17 protein-coding genes are annotated in these 17,930 nt (G+C 43.7%); 3 read left to right on the forward strand and 14 right to left on the reverse strand.

From position 1 onward, the window contains the following. Nucleotides 1-6: 6 nt before the first annotated feature. The 4 genes from A3844_RS29225 to A3844_RS29240 are packed head-to-tail and all read right to left on the reverse strand — an operon-like array spanning nucleotide 7 to nucleotide 4,082. Complete coding sequence (locus tag A3844_RS29225) at nucleotides 7-879, reverse strand: type II secretion system F family protein (RefSeq protein ID WP_074109307.1); 873 nt, start codon at nucleotides 877-879, stop codon at nucleotides 7-9. 14 nt (nucleotides 880-893) lie between these two features. Next, nucleotides 894-1,688, reverse strand: coding sequence for a type II secretion system F family protein (locus A3844_RS29230; protein WP_371915997.1), 795 nt, complete (start codon nucleotides 1,686-1,688; stop codon nucleotides 894-896). After that, nucleotides 1,688-2,920 (reverse strand): TadA family conjugal transfer-associated ATPase, encoded by a 1,233-nt coding sequence (locus A3844_RS29235; RefSeq protein WP_074109308.1) that lies wholly within the window; start codon nucleotides 2,918-2,920, stop codon nucleotides 1,688-1,690. Before A3844_RS29235 ends, A3844_RS29230 begins: the two co-directional genes overlap by 1 nt. Continuing rightward, nucleotides 2,913-4,082, reverse strand: a complete 1,170-nt coding sequence (locus A3844_RS29240; RefSeq protein ID WP_074109309.1) for a CpaE/TadZ family protein — start codon at nucleotides 4,080-4,082, stop codon at nucleotides 2,913-2,915. The genes A3844_RS29235 and A3844_RS29240 overlap by 8 nt, the downstream gene beginning before the upstream one ends. 275 nt (nucleotides 4,083-4,357) lie before the next feature. Here A3844_RS29240 and A3844_RS29245 point away from each other — a divergent pair, with 275 nt between their 5' ends. Further along, a complete protein-coding gene (locus A3844_RS29245; RefSeq protein WP_074101624.1) occupies nucleotides 4,358-5,548 on the forward strand; it encodes a copper amine oxidase N-terminal domain-containing protein in 1,191 nt (396 codons plus the stop codon). Nucleotides 5,549-5,638: 90 nt separating this feature from the next. Here the strand turns inward: A3844_RS29245 and A3844_RS29250 are convergent, their stop codons facing one another. From A3844_RS29250 to A3844_RS29260, 3 genes are all read right to left on the reverse strand, one after another. Beyond that, complete coding sequence (locus tag A3844_RS29250; RefSeq protein WP_143192193.1) at nucleotides 5,639-6,064, reverse strand: thiol-disulfide oxidoreductase DCC family protein; 426 nt, start codon at nucleotides 6,062-6,064, stop codon at nucleotides 5,639-5,641. Between the two features lie 104 nt (nucleotides 6,065-6,168). Continuing rightward, nucleotides 6,169-6,447: a hypothetical protein gene (locus A3844_RS29255; protein ID WP_074083281.1), complete on the reverse strand. Its 279-nt coding sequence runs from the start codon at nucleotides 6,445-6,447 to the stop codon at nucleotides 6,169-6,171. A gap of 280 nt (nucleotides 6,448-6,727) precedes the next feature. Next, nucleotides 6,728-7,147 carry an organic hydroperoxide resistance protein gene (locus A3844_RS29260; RefSeq protein WP_074083343.1) on the reverse strand — a complete coding sequence of 140 codons (420 nt, stop codon included), beginning with the start codon at nucleotides 7,145-7,147 and terminating at the stop codon, nucleotides 6,728-6,730. 186 nt (nucleotides 7,148-7,333) lie between these two features. On the opposite strand from A3844_RS29260, the gene A3844_RS29265 reads away from it, so the two are divergent. Further along, nucleotides 7,334-7,816 (forward strand): glutathione peroxidase, encoded by a 483-nt coding sequence (locus A3844_RS29265; protein ID WP_074083280.1) that lies wholly within the window; start codon nucleotides 7,334-7,336, stop codon nucleotides 7,814-7,816. 94 nt (nucleotides 7,817-7,910) lie between these two features. Here the strand turns inward: A3844_RS29265 and A3844_RS29270 are convergent, their stop codons facing one another. The 3 genes from A3844_RS29270 to A3844_RS29280 all read right to left on the reverse strand — a co-directional run bounded on the left by A3844_RS29270 (nucleotide 7,911) and on the right by A3844_RS29280 (nucleotide 9,470). Then, entirely contained in the window at nucleotides 7,911-8,153 is a 243-nt protein-coding gene (locus A3844_RS29270; protein ID WP_074109310.1) for a hypothetical protein, read from the reverse strand. Between the two features lie 37 nt (nucleotides 8,154-8,190). Then, complete coding sequence (locus A3844_RS29275; RefSeq protein WP_074109311.1) at nucleotides 8,191-8,613, reverse strand: GNAT family N-acetyltransferase; 423 nt, start codon at nucleotides 8,611-8,613, stop codon at nucleotides 8,191-8,193. A gap of 98 nt (nucleotides 8,614-8,711) precedes the next feature. Continuing rightward, nucleotides 8,712-9,470: a ParB N-terminal domain-containing protein gene (locus tag A3844_RS29280; RefSeq protein ID WP_074109312.1), complete on the reverse strand. Its 759-nt coding sequence runs from the start codon at nucleotides 9,468-9,470 to the stop codon at nucleotides 8,712-8,714. 439 nt (nucleotides 9,471-9,909) lie between these two features. Between A3844_RS29280 and A3844_RS29285 the strand changes: the two genes are divergently transcribed. Continuing rightward, nucleotides 9,910-10,914 carry a cysteine peptidase family C39 domain-containing protein gene (locus A3844_RS29285; protein ID WP_074109313.1) on the forward strand — a complete coding sequence of 335 codons (1,005 nt, stop codon included), beginning with the start codon at nucleotides 9,910-9,912 and terminating at the stop codon, nucleotides 10,912-10,914. A gap of 633 nt (nucleotides 10,915-11,547) precedes the next feature. Here the strand turns inward: A3844_RS29285 and loaP are convergent. The 4 genes from loaP to A3844_RS29305 form a co-directional block, all read right to left on the reverse strand. Further along, nucleotides 11,548-12,357, reverse strand: coding sequence for an antiterminator LoaP (gene loaP / locus A3844_RS29290; RefSeq protein WP_074109314.1), 810 nt, complete (start codon nucleotides 12,355-12,357; stop codon nucleotides 11,548-11,550). A gap of 629 nt (nucleotides 12,358-12,986) precedes the next feature. Beyond that, nucleotides 12,987-16,124 carry a cyclic peptide export ABC transporter gene (locus tag A3844_RS29295; RefSeq protein ID WP_074109315.1) on the reverse strand — a complete coding sequence of 1,046 codons (3,138 nt, stop codon included), beginning with the start codon at nucleotides 16,122-16,124 and terminating at the stop codon, nucleotides 12,987-12,989. Nucleotides 16,125-16,188: 64 nt separating this feature from the next. Further along, the gene (locus A3844_RS29300) at nucleotides 16,189-16,938 is read right to left on the reverse strand and encodes a thioesterase II family protein (protein WP_074109316.1); all 750 of its coding nucleotides are present in this window, start codon (nucleotides 16,936-16,938) and stop codon (nucleotides 16,189-16,191) included. Beyond that, the gene (locus A3844_RS29305) at nucleotides 16,931-17,899 is read right to left on the reverse strand and encodes a 2,3-diaminopropionate biosynthesis protein SbnB (RefSeq protein ID WP_074083271.1); all 969 of its coding nucleotides are present in this window, start codon (nucleotides 17,897-17,899) and stop codon (nucleotides 16,931-16,933) included. The genes A3844_RS29300 and A3844_RS29305 overlap by 8 nt, the downstream gene beginning before the upstream one ends. Nucleotides 17,900-17,930: the final 31 nt, after the last annotated feature.

Genomic DNA, 17,930 nt, shown 5'->3' on the forward strand with positions numbered 1-17,930 from the left:
CCTCCTCTACATTTTGAGCATCATGAGCGCCGGTGCTCCCACCAGCACAATAACAATTAAAAAGATGACCACCATCGGAAAAACCAGCTTCGAGGAAGCCTGTTCCCCGCGCGTCCGGCTGACAGACTTCCGCTTCTCCCAGAGTATCCGAGAGAGGTCACGCAGCGACAAGACAAAATCCGCTCCACCCCTGCGGTAATTAAGCAGAACAGTGGTAGTGAACAAAGAAACCTCCTGTACCGCACAGCGTTTACTGAAATTCTCAAAAGCTTGCTGAAACGAATAGCCGCTGTCCCACTCGGCAGTCATTTTGTGCAACTCCTTGTAAAGCGGATGTGCCATGTCCCCTTTGCGGCTTTCCACACAACGGATGATTGCTCTCTGCACCGTCTCACCTGCACCTACCAGGAGCACGATGCTGTTCAGCAGATCCGGCAGCTCAAGCATGATATTCTGCTCCCGCAGACGCACCTTCTTATGCAGGTCACTGACCAGGGCAAACGGCAATATTACTGCCAGCATCCCTCCAAGTGCAATCCCGGCTTTCTCCCCGCTAAATAGCGCGTACGCACAGCCAGCTGTCAGGAATAGCCAACTGTAGGTGATCATTTCTCCCATGAAAAGCAGTGTCCGCTCTGCACTGTAACGGTTGCCGTAGGTCCGCTGAAGTGAGCGCTGAATCCGGAACATGACAGATGGAATGTGGCTTCCAAGCTTCCAGGTGTCGATCAGCCAAAGGAAGGGTTCACCCAGCCGACGCAGGCGCAGCCCTTCCATTGGGAGTGAGCGTAGCCCGGAGTAGCGACTGCCGCATTTCAGGTGGAGCAAACCCCAACCAAGTGTCAACACCAACGTGATGGTGCCGCTTAGCCAAATCATTTATTTCACCTCCTTTACAGTGGAATATTCATGATTCTGGAAGTCCACAGATAACACAGAAACAGCAACCCGAGAGCAAGTGTAGATATCGCTATACCTGCACCTGTATACATAGGTTCCATATAATCCCCTGCTGTCAGACTCATGAACATCACCATAATGAGCGGGGAAACTAGTAAAGCCTTGGCCTCGAATTTCTTCTGGGCGATGCTGACGGCTATATCTTGTTGAATATCCAGCTTCTCTCCGATAATGGTTGAAGTACGCCTCACGATCTCTACCAGGTCACCTCCAGTCCGTTTGCACACGGAGAATACATCAGCGAACCGTTCGACATCTTCCATGCCCGCCCGCTTGCTGAAATCCTCCAGTGCTTCTTCTACCGGCTGGCCATACTCCATGCGCGTGCAGATAATATTCAGCTCGAAGATCATATCGCCTCCCCCCTCGGGGTCGAGCATAAGCAGATCCTGCACCGCTTCACGAAATGCATTCTCAACAGAGCGGCCGGCCGACAGCGATGAAGACAGCGAGAACAGCATTTGCTTGAATTGCAGATTAAGGGCAGTACGGCGCCGCCGGTGCAGGTAGTCACGCAACAGCCGTGGAGCATATACCCCGCCCGGCACCAGCAGACAAGACAGCAGCCCATTGTGATAAAAAAGGTATCCTATTGCCCATAACAGCGTTCCGCCAGTCAGCATCGCCGTGATCTTTTGCAAGGAGGTTAGGACGTACACCGTATAATCTGGCAGTTGTGCCTCCGCTCCGGTATCACGCAGTCCTTGCGGCTTTTGTCTCAATGAGATCAGAGCACTTCCTCCTTCTTATCAATTCCGGCCATTCTGAGTTTGCCGGTATGCAGCATCGGATTCCCGCTGGGGATCAGTCCCCCTTGGACCCGCCCGTTCCTCTCACCTGTTTCACGGAATTCATACAGCGGATTAAGCACCACCTCCCCTTCTTGAACCCCGGTAACCTCACAGATTTCCACCACCCGGCGTGAACGGTCACGCAGACGCGACAGATGCACAAAAATATCAATTGCGGAGCCAATCTGCTGCCGGACTACTGCCACGGGCAAATCGGCTGCACTGAGTACCATCGTTTCGAGACGGCTGAGCATATCCTGCGCACTGTTAGAATGGCCAGTACTGAGTGAGCCATCATGTCCAGTGTTCATCGCCTGCAGCATATCAAGGCATTCTGCGCCCCGGACCTCGCCGACCACAATGCGGTTCGGCCGCATCCGGAGTGAGGAGCGAATCAGATCACGGATGGTGATCTCGCCGCGGCCTTCCGTATTCGCATTTCTTGTTTCCAGGGAGACGAGATTCGGTACAGTCACGATCTGCAGCTCCGCTGAATCCTCTACAGTGATCACACGTTCCTGCGGCGGAATGAATTGCGACAAAGCATTCAGGAAGGTGGTTTTGCCCGAACCGGTGCCACCGCTGATGAAAATATTGTATTTGGCCACCACAAGCATCTGCAGCATTTCCGCTGCTTCCGCGCTTATTGCTTCCCGGCGGATCAGCTCATTCATCGTCATCGGGGTTTCGGGAAACTTGCGGATTGTCATTGCCGGCCCCTTCAGTGCTACCGGCGGCAGAACGATATTGACACGGGAACCATCCTTCAGCCGCGCATCAACGATTGGCGAGGAATCATTAACCACCCGGTTCACACCCGATACTACGGACTGGATAATATCCTCAAGCCGGCTTCTGGACTCAAAAGCCAGCGGCAGACGCCGGATCTGCCCCTCCTCCTCTACGAAGATTTCATCATGACTGTTAATCATAATCTCGGTGATGGCCGGATTATCCACCAGCGGCTGCAATACATCCAACCCCCGGAAGGAGTCGAACAGCTTCTTGACCAAGGCATGTTTCTCTTGAGCCGTCAGATGCTGAAGGTTGTCCCGTGCAAGAACCGTCCGCTCAATATACGCGGTAAGCTCACGGTTGCCTACAGCAGACGTCAGATCCAGCCCGGAACGGATGTCACTGCGCAGCGACCTGAACATTTCTTCATTCATATACATTCCCGGTAAAGACATGCGGCAGCGCCGGTTCAATGATTTCCGAGCACAGCTGCTGCACTCCGGCCGTGAATTGCGGGGAATTCAGGCACAGCTCCACATGATGCTGTATGGCCCATGATGGGATATAAGGAAGCACAGCATCCATCTGCATCCCTTCAGGAAGAATCCCCGCGTTATGTGCATCGGCTGCGAGGTTCATGACAAACCTGCTTTTGACGGGTACCTCCTGAAGCATGCCAGAATGCGGATTACTGCAGTGACCCAGCCACCCGGCAGTCTTATGGTGACTGGTCTTAGCACCTGTCAATACCCAGAGCAGAAGTCCACATCTATGCAGAACTGCCTGGGTTTGTTCCTCCTCAAGGGCTCCCGTATCAACAATGACAACATCATAGCGTCCTGCCCCGGACAGCTGCTCCAGAACATCCAGCGTATCCGTACGTGTCATCTGCAGTTTTTCCTTAAGATTCTCTACCGGTCTGAAGGCTTCACTCCTTAGACTCTCGTGTCTGATCACATACCTTTCAAGCTCCAGCTGTGTCTTCACTTTGCTCCCTTCCCCTTCATTCGCCTTCAGTTCATAGAGCAGCCGCTCCAGACCGGGGGCGTTTCCGTCCGGCACCCGCAGGAACAACCCGCTGCTGTCCACACTCTCCAGGTTCAGATAAAAAACGGACAGTCCCAGCCCTCCAAGCTGCTTGGCCAAGTTGAGTGCAAGCGTGGTTTTGCCGCTGCTGCCACTGGCTGAAACAACTCCAATCAGCAGTGTCTCCTCCTTGGAGATGGACGCCATTCTGCTCCGCTTCACATCGCACAGCTGTAGAATGGCATCCAGCAAAGAAGGAAGCGATTGATACTTTTCAATCACTTGTCCCCCCGCCAGATTTCCGGAAGGTTTGCCGCGGACGTCCCCTGCATCGCTGAGAACCGCCCACGGAATGGTACTCTTCCCCTCCACCAGCCAGGCCTCGATGAAAGAAGGATCTGCTACCACAGCATCCGGCACCTCCTCCCCCTTCATGAATTCCATAAAAGTATCCAACCGGCTGAAAGCGCTGATCCGCAGCATTCCTCCATATTCACTATGGTGAATATAGTGCAGCAATGGCTCAATGTATTGACTCTCCCGCACTGCAAGTACGATTCTTGCCGCCATGATCCCTCTCTCCTTTCTGCATAAAGACAGCAAAAAAGCACCGCCAATAACCGTGGGATACGGTCATTGAACGGTGCTTCCGTTACTATTCCTATAATTTACAGCAATAGTAGCATATATATAAGAGTACAGCAATAGCTTTTTTTTCATTACCTCAAAATCCCACGAACTCCCATATCCAGTGCTGGATATTCCCAAGTTCTCTATCCCCCTGTATAATTCATACGTTCATCATTCACCTAACTCAAAACCATAACAAAGGGGATTTACACCACATGAAATTCGTACCCGGTTTTCTTGCAGTACTAGCCTTATCCGGTGCCATCACCGTATCAGCAGCAGCAGCATCAGACCAACCTATCACCGTAACGATCGATCAGCAAAAGCTGAACCTAAGCACCAGTGCACCGGTCAAAGACCATGATGCCATCCTCGTTCCTATGCGTCCTATTTTTGAGAAGCTGGGCCTCAGCCTGGTATGGAATGCCAAGACAAGCACGATTACAGCCTCCAAGGAGGGCCTGACAATCACCCTGCAGCTTGGAAGCAAAAAAGCAAGTGTGAACGGGACTGTGAAGCAGCTCACTTCCGCACCCAAAATGATCAACAACGTTACCTATGTCCCTCTCCGGTTCGTAAGCGAAGCGACAGGCAACAGTGTCACCTGGAATGCTAAAGCTAATACCGTAGAAATCAAAAGCAATCAGAGCAGCGCCGTGACCAAGGGAATCTCGGAGCTTTTTGATAAATACACCAGCTATTCCAACAAAAATGATTTCGCCGGATTCCTGGGTCTGATTGATCCGAAATCACCACTTGCCGCAGCAGCCCCTGCACTCAAAGAGCAGATGGAAAAATCTGATACCACCACAGCGATTGCAAAAATGGACATTATCGATGTTCAGGCAAAGGAAGCAACGGTGGACGTTGTGGAAACAACCGTTAGAAACAGCGGAGCCTTTACACCTAACAGCACCGCGGAGTACATTTATTCACTTACCAAAAATGCTGGCGGCTCCGACTGGCTGATCAGCAATGTGCAGATTAAGGCCATCAAATACTCCCTGCCTGACGGCACACTTGAAGCCAAACCTCCTGTTCCCGCGGCTGATGAAGATCAAATCAAGGCTGTGCTGCAGGCCAATACAGATTTCTCCAACAAAGAAGACCTGAGCGGCGTACTGTCTACAATAGACGAATCCTCACCAGCCTATGCACAGAGCGAACAAACCTATAAGCAGCTTTTCGCCGCTTATGATTTGGAGTCCGCTGTGGAATCTTCCAAAATCATTTACTACAATAATAACGAGGCCGCCATCTATGCCGTATTAACATCCAAAAAGCTGAAGGGGCCACAATTCACCGATTACCGGGCAGAAACCGTGACAACCGTCAAGAAATCAGCAGATGGCAAATGGAAGCTGGTTCAAACCTACAATCTAAATATCGAACCGCTGACCAAATAGGCTAAATGGACAATTTCCTGATATAAAATGAAACGCAGCAGACTCCCTGCCAGGAGCATCTGCTGCGTTTTTATTTGGAACCATATCCCCTCACAGAAACCGTTGGCGGATCTCTGGCGTTGGGACCAGGCACTGATCATCCCGGCCGAACCAACGGTAACGGTTCCTGGCTACAAATCTGTACAAGGCACTGCGAAGCGGCCGGGGGACAACAATGAGCAGATAGGCAGCCGGCCAAGGAAAACGCAGCCTGCGCGCAATCCGCAGCACCGCAGCCGACTCCGTATAGAAGACCCCATCCTCGATCAGAACTACCGTGCTTAGCTGACCAGGCACAAGACCGCTGTCTCTCAACAGTTGATGAGAAACCTCGCTCTGCAACGGGGCAAATAGAAACCTGCCTTTGGGATCGCGCGGAATAATAAACCGGACCATACCTTGACACAGATGGCAGACCCCGTCGATCAGCACAACAGATTTGTCCTTCATCATAATTCCCCTCTGTTCTTCCTTCATTGCCCTCTCCCCCTTCCGTTAGTCACAGTATATCCAGAACTATGCTTAGAAAAAAACAAAAACGCGGGATAAGCTCCCGCGCCGTCATGATCCGTCCGTTTAAGTTATTCTGCGATTGCCTTGTCGATCCATTCGTCCCCGAGCATTTGCCCTTCGAAATCAGCTGTGAAAGCCTCCATGCATTTACAGATGAAGTCTTTGCGGCATACCGGACATGGTGTCTTAAGCAGGCGGCTGATGTTCGTCATTTTCCATTCCGGAAACCGATTGTAGAACGCGCGGCACTCCGTTCCGTCAGCAAGCTTGATAATGAACTCGTACAATCCTTCCTTATCGTTGCTGCTGGCTTTGGTCACATTCGTAATATTCGGTCTGTAAGACATCTTCATCACCCATTATTTAAATTTTTGGTAGTTAATAGCACACGCGACATTAACAGATACTTAGACATATTAAAGAATTTTAGGGGTGATGTCAACCAAAGCAGACTCTCTGGACTTGCATTTATGCGTTTACCTGAATTTCCCGACTCCATTTAGACATTATTTCCAGAAACCTTATATATATGCCATCCATTTAGGGAGAACACCAAAAAACCGGACATATCTGTCCGGCTTATTTTAGATATAAACATTACTGTCTGCAAGCCACTCCTTACCATTGTTACAGCACGTTAAGTTCAACCTCTATATTGCCGCGTGTTGCCTTAGAGTAAGGGCAGAAGGCATGAGCCTTCTCGGCCAAATCCTCCGCCTTCGCACGTTCAATTCCGGGCAGGCTCACATCCAGTCTTACGGCCAGTTTGAAGCCTCCGTCGCTCTCATCCTTGCCGATCAGCACATTGGAAGTCACGACGACATCCTGAAGCTTCACACCCTCTTTACGGGCAATATTCGCCAGCGCACTTTCATAACATGCACCATAGCCTGCAGCGAACAGCTGCTCCGGATTTGTACCCATGCCCCCCGGTCCACCTAGCTCCTTCGGCATTTTCAAATCATGCTTGAGAGCACCGTCCGAGGATTCCACTGAACCTTCGCGTCCACCCCGTACCGTAGCTGAAGCCGTGTATAATGCTTTCATTTTCAATGCTGTCATCGCCTATCCGCTCCTTTTCAAGCCAAATTTTTACTTCCGCATACTTCTAACTTAAACCACTGGCACATTTTGAAACGAATACGCAATATTGTTACAGCCTTTTAGCTTGCTTCTTTTAATAAATAGTGTAAAATTAAATTGTGATAAATCAATGTTCGGGAGGAATTATCCATGAGTATTTATGATTTTGAAGCAAACACACTGCGAGGCCAGGAAGAATCACTGTCCAAGTACAAAGGCAAAGTGCTGCTCGTCGTCAATACAGCCAGTAAGTGCGGATTCACTCCTCAGTATAAGGGTCTCCAGGAAGTGTACGATAAATTTAAGGACCGCGGTTTTGAAGTGCTTGGTTTCCCCAGCAATCAGTTCGCCGGCCAGGAGCCGGGTGAGAGTGAAGATATTGCAGAGTTCTGCGAGATCAATTACGGCGTAACCTTCCCGATGTACGAGAAAGTTGATGTAAAAGGCAACGAAGCTCATCCGTTATTCAAATACCTCTCCAAGGAAGCACCAGGCGTACTGGGCTCTAAGAGCGTCAAATGGAATTTCACCAAGTTCCTGGTTGACCAGGAGGGCCGGGTGCTGAAACGGTTCTCCCCGCAGACTACACCGGATCAGATTGAAGCGGATATTGCCAAGCTGCTTGGAAAATAATCACCGCGTAAACAAAAGAGACTCTTCACGCAGGGCCCGGTGCCTTGCGGGATAGAGTCTCTTTTTGATACGGACTATATACTTTTCCTCCACATTATCCTTGATAAAAAAATGCCTGATGTTTAAATTCCTCCCACTTCGGAGTCTTGAATGCAGAACATAACCCTTCACTTTGGTAGTAAGAGATCGCTCCAGTCAACTGCTCCAGATTACATGGATTCCCTGTGCGATTCATTTCACCGATTATTTCTATCGTCTTTTCAACGGCTTTCGCCTTCACAAAACAATTCAGACATTCCCAGTACAGCCTTGGTTCTTCCTGTAATGCTTGTTCCAAATAAATTCCCCACTCATACCACCCATACTCGTCTAAATCAGTCAGGTTTTCTATGGGCAATTGCTTTGGAGCCAACATCGGTGGATACGCACAACCACTCTACGATGTTATAACCTTTGTCAAAACAGGATTGAACGACTGCTGAAGCGGCCTTGTTGGCCAACCCCATTTTTCTGTAGCTGGAATCCGTGTGAATTCCCACAGCAATTCTGTCTCTGGCATAACAGTCGCTTATGGACCAACTGACGATTGTATCCTGATAACGAATATAGCAGCCGCAACCTGCTTTATCCAAATGCTCATCGCTCCCCCATGCCTCTACCCAATCGTAAATTTTGTCTGCGTTCACGTAGTTTTTATGCCGAAGCACCTTCAGATCAACCATTTCCAAAACATAACCTTCAGGCAGAGAAAGAACAGCCGGAGTAAACTCTTCGCGGGTTAAGGTGTAATCAATCATGTTTAGAAGTATCAGAAATCGAAATAAATGAACTATAGCTTTTTTTCATCTCAATTCCTCCTATTTGTACTTCGTACAGTGAAAGATCACTCATAAAATCATTCACAAATATATACAGATTCGGGGTAATACCTCAATTTTTGTTGAATATGCATTATGAAATCAAGCCAATTACGTCCACTAGCTGCAGGTTCCATGTATTCCAAAGGGATTTTCAGGTTCAACAGCCGGTTATTTACAGAAAAGTGCGTAACTCCTGTTGGTAACTGGTCCTTTCTAGACACAATATTATTTATCTCTTTCATACTAATGTTATAAAACTCAACCAGTACATCGTCCCCAATAATCTCACTCTTGCTTAACTCACTAACTCTTACAAAATATTTGCTGCTATATTTTGCAATAATACTATGCATTGCTTCCACAAAGCTCATTAATTTTTGATCGTCAATTAAATAAAAATAAAAGACTTCTTGTTTTGAGTCTGTTATTTTAAACGCATATCTTTGATTACCGAGCTCCTTCTTTGTTCGTATCACATTTTTATCTGTAAAATCTTTTAACCATGCACCTGCTTTTACAAGATGAGACCACATTGTAAGTTCTACATCATCTTCCTCTACAATTTGACAAGCAACCGTTCTAAAGCCCAGCTCCTTTAAAGATAAAAAACGATGAACTCCATCGATTATCATATAATCATGTTCATTAATTCTGGTTGTGACTATAGGGTTTATCAATATTTTTTCATTTGATATAGCTGACATTGTTATTTCCAATCTTGTTGCCTGGAAGCTTTCATGCATTTTAATGTTATCGACAGACAACAGTTTTAATGAGGTTTTCAAATCAATCATACTGTCTCCTTAATTACCAATAGATTTAGTAACAATAATCTATTAATTGTTAGCATTTTGATGTTACTCATTTAACAATCCCCCCATTAATAACGTACTTCACCGCAACTAAATCCATATATTTAATATTCAACCAACAAAAAATATTACATGCGGTGGCCGGGCAGAATCACCCTTGCCATAAGAATCTGGTACGAGATATTCATAAGGGCACCGGTCAATGTATTTCGGCCGCCACTTTGACCAGAGGCGGAGGATCAACGCTAGACATAATAAAGATAATTAATAGACCTCAGTGTCTTTATCTTAGGCTAAGCAGGCCTTTAAAGTAATGTGGAGAATTATATTACAATAAAAAATAAATTGATGACAGGGATACTTATGCTGTCCGTCACTCTGTGCCTTTCAAATGAACACTCATCCAATTGGAGGAATTAATTTGTCAATACAGTTGCCATTAGGTGATTCACCAATAAATGGATATCAACATCATGCTTTTCCTCTTCTTATTAGCTCTTTACACCCCGATTTTTTTCAATGGTTTAATTGTAATTATATTCAAATATACTGTAATAAGGATATAGGATCTGGACTAAGTTTTAACTTTTATGACTTTCCAAGCCTAAAATCAAAATCACCATTTCTAGGCGAAATGTACATCCCAAAAAGTTTAATTGAACGATATGTTAATCCTATAAAATTTCTAATCGATTCATTGGAGAATAACCACTATATAGTGACGTTTGTTGATGAATTTTATATACCTGAAAGAGTTGCGTATCAAAAATATCATTATATACACGACATCCTTATATATGGATATGATAACACAAGGAAAATTTTCAACGTTGCTGGATACAATAACAAAAGAGTTCTTGGAACTTCCGAAGTAGAGTTCTTAAATTTCGAAAAAGCTTTTTATAGTACATTAGCAACAGGAGACTTAGCTAAATGGGCTGATGGCATGCACTTATTACAATTAAAACCGGAAAATTCATACAACTTTGATTTAGAGATTTTCATAGAATTTATAGAAGATTATTTATCTTCAAGTGATACCTCTTATAGATTAAGAATGTACGAAAATAACAACAATAAATTCATTTATGGTATGGATACTTATAATTCAATTATCAAATACCTTATGCATATAGAAGATGAAATAGATATACGTTTTTTTCATATATTCTATGAACATAAGAAATGTATGTTTTCTAGAATACGTTTTTTAATCGATGAATTGGGTATCCATTTTAACCCTTTAATCCTAGAAGAATATTTTGATATAGAAAGGAACGCCTTGATATCTCGAAATCTCAGTTTGAAATACGAGATTATACGACAAGAGCAAGTAATCAGTAAAATCATACAAATCATAAGAGAAATTAAGTGTAAAGAAGATCACGCATTGAATTTGTTGGTTAATGATTTAAAAAATACATGAAAACAACTATTACCGGGATATAAGCACACAGAAGGCAAAGGCTTTTTTCCGTGAGCTTTACGGCTCTCCTTAACCTCCTGCTCCAATTCCTGCAGATGGGTTGGGGCGTTTCCTTAGAACCTCAAGCGTGTAGAGGTTTTTATTGGCATTGGCTGGATAAGCATAGAATCGGTAATCAGTAGACGTTTTGTAATTATGTGGTGGAAGATCGCAAGCCGGACCAATTCATCAAAGATATCCTGAAAAACAGAAGTTCCCACAACCAGTTATTCCGGTTCCAGCTAATGGTGGAATGGGCGGGAACCCGCTCAGGCCAGGTTTATATCGATCTCTTTTACCAATACAGGTTCCGAGCGGATGCCAAATCAGCATCATTTTAAATAAACGGACGGGTGAAATCTAGAGCCTTCCCATGCTAGAGCCATAGAACAGATGAACTTTTCATTAAAAAAACGAAAAATTCATGTGCGAATGAACTGACGCAAGAGGTGATACCGGATTTAGAATTCCTTATAGGAATAACTTATTGAGGAAGACCCCCTTTCCCTTAGATAGCGCTTTCATCTCACTTCAAATTAGTTCGTATTCTATTGCTTTACTTCCCCGTTCTCTCGTGGTTATGTATTTTTGTTATTACTGAGATTCTGTTTGGATATAATGAACTAAATCATCAATGGTTTGTAGCTTTTCCATAGATAGAAAGTCATCAGATACTTTAATCCCAAATTCCGACTCTACGTTATAAATAAGCTTAATGAAATAAATCGAATTAATTCCGTTACTAATAAATTTATTGCTAAGTGATGTTAACGTTGAAAGTTGAAGCAATTCTTTGATCATGTTTTCAACTCGTTGCCTTACTTCAAGCCAAGGACACTGTATTGGATTCAGCAAAGTATTCGTTGTTGAATCCATAGCTTCGAAACCGATATCAATTAACTTTTCTTGACCCATTATATAAATCGCAAGCTTCGCTCGTTGCTGTCGCTTATCGATTTTCTTAATACGGTCTTCCATTCCGACCAATGGACCGGATAAAATAGTCAATTTGTTATTGCACAACCAAAATTTTGAGTATTCTATAGTATCAGTTTTAGGGTCGATTAGCTCAAAGAGTACTTCCATTTCTTCATCAGGGATCCACTTAAAAAAAACATCTTCATTTTGAAACTGAATATCCTTTTTGTTTCTGTAGTTAAGGAAAGATATTATATAGTGTATTTTTTTGATTTTATTGTATTTAGAAAAATCCATTTTAGTTTGTAAAAACACATAACCAGGAAACATCATTTTAATGACATGCACTATTACGCCACTTTTCTTTTCAGGAACCTTTCTTTTGGGGATAAAACATTTGCAATCTACATTTCCCAATTCAATTTGAATCTGATACCTTACATATTCTTCCTCGCCGTTTTTTACAAATAACGCGTACCATTTCATCTAAATACCACCTACTAGAATATTGAAATGTACTATTTTAATCAATTCAAATCCTTATATAGAACTGTTTCTCATACAATAATCTTGAGCAAGGATCAGCTCTAGTGTTCGGGTATATTATCTCCTAGAATAATATTTCTCCTTCTTGAAATTTCGCAATAAATTTCACCCATAAAGTGATATTTAATTCACATTCATTTATTATTATATACCACCCTCCCAAGTCCATCATTAGGATATTTTGTAGTATTTTTCCTAAATATGTCGAAAAAAGTAGCTTGCTAAATTATCGCAGCAAAGGTAGAACCACATCAAACAGTGAAATTAAACCTGCGCGTTTGAGTCTGCTCCGGTCTACACCCTGACTTGTGGCGATCCCCCACAAAACTCGGCTGGCACGTGGTGCGGCAAAGTCAAATAGTAGCCGGGGTGAATCTTTTTCCGATCCAAAACTTGCAGCACTCAACTCAATTTCTCGTTGAAGAACAGCCCCCCGGCTAATACAGTCCCAATCTCTGACAACTTTTCACAAAAACTTCACGTGAACGTTATGGCTATTTACCAGTTACCTACTGTTATTCACCTGCCATACCGCTCTATTTTTGTAGAGGTGAATACTGCCCAACTTGTTAACAATGGGCTACAAATCCGAACTCATCTATAGCCACCATCCCCCCCCTTTCCAATTTTAGTATCTTGTCTGCTAAGGAAAAAAAACGATCATCATGTGTAATCGCAATGATGCATTTCCCGCTATTCTTAAACCGCATTAGCATTTCTTGATAAAAAAACTCCCTGAATTCAGGATCCTGCTCGGCAGCCCACTCATCAAATAGCGAGACAGGCTTATCTTCCAACATACTCACTAACATAGCTAAGCGCTTCCTCTGTCCAGATGAGAGCTTTGTAGTCGAAAACCGTCTATCGGTTACTTTCACCTTATGATCGATCTGTAACAGTTTCATGCTGCGCTCAAGCTTCTCGTCTATAGCAGCCTCGTTGATACCGTATAGTTTATCGAACAGATGATAGTCACTAAAAATGACCGAGAAATACTCTCCTAACATGTCCTGAGAGACAGGCTGTCCATTCACGACAACTTCACCTTTGGTGGGAACATACAGGCCCGTAATAATTTTCGCCAATGTCGATTTCCCGCTTCCGTTTCCCCCGGTAATAAAAATAAGCTCACCCTGATTAAACGTGAAGTTGATGGGCCCTAAATGAAATGTTTCGCCATTCTCATCTGTATAACTGTACTCAACATTTCTTAACGCGATAGAAATTGGCATTGCGTCATTCACACCGATGTTAACATGGGCTTTCTCTGCATCCATAGAGGAAATATGCTCTTCAAACCTTTCTAACCGTTTCCATATTACCTGTAGCTGCATGATACTGGGAATAAAGTTTAATATGCCATGTACCGGCCCTACCATATACAAAATAACCAACACGTAGTTTTGTAGAATATCGTTTGTCACATTAGCAAACATATACGGAAATCCGAATACGATTGTTCCCAACACAAACGTAAATAGCAGTTCTCCAATAACGAACACATTTACGAATTTCAAAGATCCTTGCACATTGGTCGAGCGGTTGTTTTCACAGCTTTCCATAATATCTTGCCTAAAGGATTCCCGCTTATTTTGGTGCAGATTGAGTTCTTTCATACCATGCACGAGATCATTAATGAATCCAAAGAACGTTTCTTGTGTGTCTCTATTCCGGTTCCAAAAAACATTGGCTTGCTGCCCAATATATCTATAGAGCCCCGCGGCAAGCAGTATGACACCGATTGCAAGCAGCAACCCAAAGACATTCTTGGCTCCTAAATATATAAAACAGAATAGCACTGTAACCAAACACGTTACACCATTCAAAAGCATTCGTGGCAATTCACTTATCGCTGCAGTATCGTTGTTTAAAGCAGTATGGATTGCACCACGGTCTAATTCTTCGAATTTATGATAAGAAGCATGAAGCAACTTATCGATCAAAACACTTCTCTTCTTATAAACAACGTTATTCGTTAGAGTGATAAGATTAGCTTGTACGAACTTTGAACCGATAACATATACCGCTACTGCCATAATAAAATATAAAAACCAATCAAAACTACTTCGATTATCGGCTTGATTTAACTTCTCATTGATAATAAAGATGACAGAGGCATTTCCCAGACCAGTAAGTAACCCGACTGTTGTAAGCTGGAAATATAACCGTTCGCCTTCCATAGGGAAAAAATGGGTTAAAAGAATATATGCGGAGAACAAAACCTCTACGACGAGTAACATGATGACAGCAGGGATTATTGTAGCAGGTCCCCATACCGAAACTGCTGACCAAGGCATTTGTTCAAAGAAGACATTAGGCATCTGATATATAATATACATGAAGCCACCGAGCACCAGCACAAAATAGAAGAGCTTGTATACACTCTTACGGCCATTATGCATCAATCTTCTCTTGCCGCGAAGCAATTGATACATCATCCGGCTCAAAGCAACTGTAGTCGCCCCAATCAGTGTCAGTAAAAATAGAATGACAAGGCTCATCATTTTGTCTATGTCGGCAAGATGATCCGAGCTGATTTTCGCTACAGTCTCATTATCCAATATACTCTCAATACCTAGTGCTATTCCTTTGATATAGGAAGTGTTGATATTGGACATTACCCCTATACCTAGCCCCGTCTCTGGCCGAAGCAATATATATGAGGAATAGTTCGGATTATTCCCCCCGTGCTGAAGCTCGCCGCCCCCATTTTGTATAATTTCCCAACCACCTGCATATGATGCTCCCTCTATACTAGGAGGCACTTGGCGGTTTGGCAGATGCGTCTTATGGATAGCGTTTAAAATAGGACTCTCATTGGCTAATTCGTTTCCTCTGAATTGAACCAGCATCCACTTACCCAAGTCGTCTGCATCTGTAATAATATAGCCTGCTGCCGTATTTCCTCGATAAATCGGTGCATCATATGCAGTTGGCCTAAAAAATCTCATTTTGTAGCCTGTGGCCATTTCGTCTAAATGCGGTTTTTCGACCCCGAAATACGTGTGATGAAGCCCTAGTGGCACCAACAGTGAATCTTTAATGAAACGTTCAAACGACATTTTGGTAACGCTCTCAATTACAAGCGCTAGCACATCATAATTCAATGTTGCGTATTCGAATTTCTGTCCTGGATAAAAATCAAGGTTGTGATCCAACAATAATCTGACCGTTTGCTCTAACGCGTCATCCTTTGTCGTTTCCGGTATATACCCGATCATTTGGGAGGATATGCCGCTAGTATGGTGCAGCAATTGCTCTAACGTAATATCAACGTAATCATCATAAGCGGCATTTTTATATTTGCCTTTAAATTTCAATTTCAACCACGGTATATATTTGCTGACCGGATCACTTGTCCGTAAAAGCCCTTTTTCCTCCAGCAAATATATACCCGCAGCTGTGTATGCCTTACTATTTGATCCCAATTCGAATAATGTACTTGCCGTTACCTTTGTGGAATGTTCTTTATCTGCGTATCCAAACCCGTTGCTGTAGATAATACTATGATCCATAGCAATAACCAAAGCAAATCCAGGAATCTTACCTTTCTTCATCTGTTTCTTAACATATGTGTTAATTTGTTCGAGCTTTTGCATTTCACTGTCATTAGGTGGTGTTACACTCTCGGCTTCAGCAGGAGCTGATAGTAAAAAATTTATGCCCAGTAGAATCGTAATAAGAATTGTCGTTATTCGGATAAACATCGCGTACCTCACTTCTATTGGAGTCGGCCACACCAGTTGACTATTGAGAGAAGCACGAGGGCAACTAACTCATTGCCAACGTTTTTGCTATTACCTTATTAATCTCAGCTTGGTGAGATTGAATAAAGAAGTGCCCGTCCTCGTATAATAAAAAGCGAACATTGGTGTCGGGTGAGCTGTATTGGTCCCACTCCTTTACTTCCTCTAAGTTTAATGTATCTTTGGTTCCGTGCATAACTGTAACATTGCAGCCAAATTTCCCTATCGGGCCTTCATGTTGATACTCTTCAATCATTTTATAGTCAGACCGAATAATGGGCAGAAAAACATCCTGCAACTTTACGTCCTCAAACAGATCTTTTAAAGTTCCTCCAAGATCTCTAAGCTTATCAATTAATTGTTTATTCGACATAAGATGGCATTTAATACCACTTGACATCAAATGCGGCGGTTTCTGCCCCGATAAAAAAATATGTTTGGGCTGAACAAGGTTTAATAGTTTAATTTTCCGATATAATTCATACACAATTGTCGCCCCCATGGAATGGCCAAACAGGGAGTAAGCCGAACCATTGAACACAGAATCGGCTACCATTGATTGAAATATATCTTCAACACAATCACTTAACGTTTGGGCAAAAGGTTCACCAAACCTCTTACCCCTCCCGGCTATCTCCAATGGATCGATTTTAATATGATCATTGTGATACTTCTGCCAACTCATGTAAATCGATGCTGAACTCCCCGCATGAGAAACACAACATAATCGAATAGCCTGATTACTCTCCTTTTCTACCCTTGTGCCATTAATCATCTAATCGGACTCCGTTCCCAGTCGATAATGCTTTCTTGTAGTAGTAGGAAGCCACCGCAATATCGAATACGGCCATCCCCATAGGATTAAAATAGATGGGATCACTTTCTGCGAACCGACATTTTTCAGCCACACATACCATTTCTACAATTGATTTGGTTTGATCCTTGGTTAATCCCCTCTCCTTTGCCAGCATTTCAATATCTGTATTCTCTCTGCATACTTCATCCCAATCATCAACGATGATAGACGAGGTGTGATTGATGATGTCAGGTTTATAATCTCTAAGCGACACATTGAGCAACAAGGATCCTGGTTTGGGCGGTTGATCGATATACCGATGCTTTGATACTGTGCAAGTAACGACAATGTCCGAAGCTTCATATGCCTCAACCCAATGTGCTGCGATGACGACTTTATGTCTGATATCCTCGGAAAGAGCATTAACGTTAACACCAGCGATATCATAAAGGATGAATTTATTTATCTTGTCTCCAAAAAGGTCCTGTAGCATTTCCAAATGAAGTTGGCCTATCGGCCCAAAACCGATTATGCCTACGACGCCATCATTCCAATTACGTATTGTATCGTAATATTGAACTACAAGTCCTGATACAGAAGCCGTACGAATGCCACTGATCAGCGCTGAATTGATAGTTGCTAGAGCTTTACCTGTTGATGTGTCATTCAAAATAGTAACCGAGTGGGCTCTCTTCATCCCTATCGCTAAATTTCCAGGAAAGCTGGCAATCCATTTGATACCGGCAGCAAATATGTCGCCTCCTACGAAGGCAGGCATAGCAATAATTCGATTAACTGGATCATAGTAACGCAGATAAGGCTTAATGGGCTGATTGTAGTCATTTGTATGCAGCAATCGTACCGTTTCTTCGATAACACCTACTGTTTCACACCAATTCAATCCACATTTCACCAAGTCCGCTGTGTTCAAATACAACATATATCTCAGCCTCCGCTTTCCATTTCGATAT

It is taken from the genome of Paenibacillus helianthi, from assembly GCF_001909055.1.
Lineage (GTDB): Bacteria > Bacillota > Bacilli > Paenibacillales > Paenibacillaceae > Paenibacillus_AQ > Paenibacillus_AQ helianthi.

What these genes read in the sequence shown, in the direction of transcription:
- A3844_RS29225 (WP_074109307.1), bottom strand. Translation starts at nt 879, where the DNA reads ATGATTTGGCTAAGCGGCACCATCACGTTGGTGTTGACACTTGGTTGG.
- A3844_RS29235 (WP_074109308.1), bottom strand. Translation starts at nt 2,920, where the DNA reads ATGAATGAAGAAATGTTCAGGTCGCTGCGCAGTGACATCCGTTCCGGG.
- A3844_RS29240 (WP_074109309.1), bottom strand. Translation starts at nt 4,082, where the DNA reads ATGGCGGCAAGAATCGTACTTGCAGTGCGGGAGAGTCAATACATTGAG.
- A3844_RS29245 (WP_074101624.1), top strand. Translation starts at nt 4,358, where the DNA reads ATGAAATTCGTACCCGGTTTTCTTGCAGTACTAGCCTTATCCGGTGCC.
- A3844_RS29250 (WP_143192193.1), bottom strand. Translation starts at nt 6,064, where the DNA reads ATGAAGGAAGAACAGAGGGGAATTATGATGAAGGACAAATCTGTTGTG.
- A3844_RS29255 (WP_074083281.1), bottom strand. Translation starts at nt 6,447, where the DNA reads ATGTCTTACAGACCGAATATTACGAATGTGACCAAAGCCAGCAGCAAC.
- A3844_RS29260 (WP_074083343.1), bottom strand. Translation starts at nt 7,147, where the DNA reads ATGAAAGCATTATACACGGCTTCAGCTACGGTACGGGGTGGACGCGAA.
- A3844_RS29265 (WP_074083280.1), top strand. Translation starts at nt 7,334, where the DNA reads ATGAGTATTTATGATTTTGAAGCAAACACACTGCGAGGCCAGGAAGAA.
- A3844_RS29275 (WP_074109311.1), bottom strand. Translation starts at nt 8,613, where the DNA reads ATGATTGATTACACCTTAACCCGCGAAGAGTTTACTCCGGCTGTTCTT.
- A3844_RS29280 (WP_074109312.1), bottom strand. Translation starts at nt 9,470, where the DNA reads ATGATTGATTTGAAAACCTCATTAAAACTGTTGTCTGTCGATAACATT.
- loaP (WP_074109314.1), bottom strand. Translation starts at nt 12,357, where the DNA reads ATGAAATGGTACGCGTTATTTGTAAAAAACGGCGAGGAAGAATATGTA.
- A3844_RS29295 (WP_074109315.1), bottom strand. Translation starts at nt 16,124, where the DNA reads ATGTTTATCCGAATAACGACAATTCTTATTACGATTCTACTGGGCATA.
- A3844_RS29300 (WP_074109316.1), bottom strand. Translation starts at nt 16,938, where the DNA reads ATGATTAATGGCACAAGGGTAGAAAAGGAGAGTAATCAGGCTATTCGA.
- A3844_RS29305 (WP_074083271.1), bottom strand. Translation starts at nt 17,899, where the DNA reads ATGTTGTATTTGAACACAGCGGACTTGGTGAAATGTGGATTGAATTGG.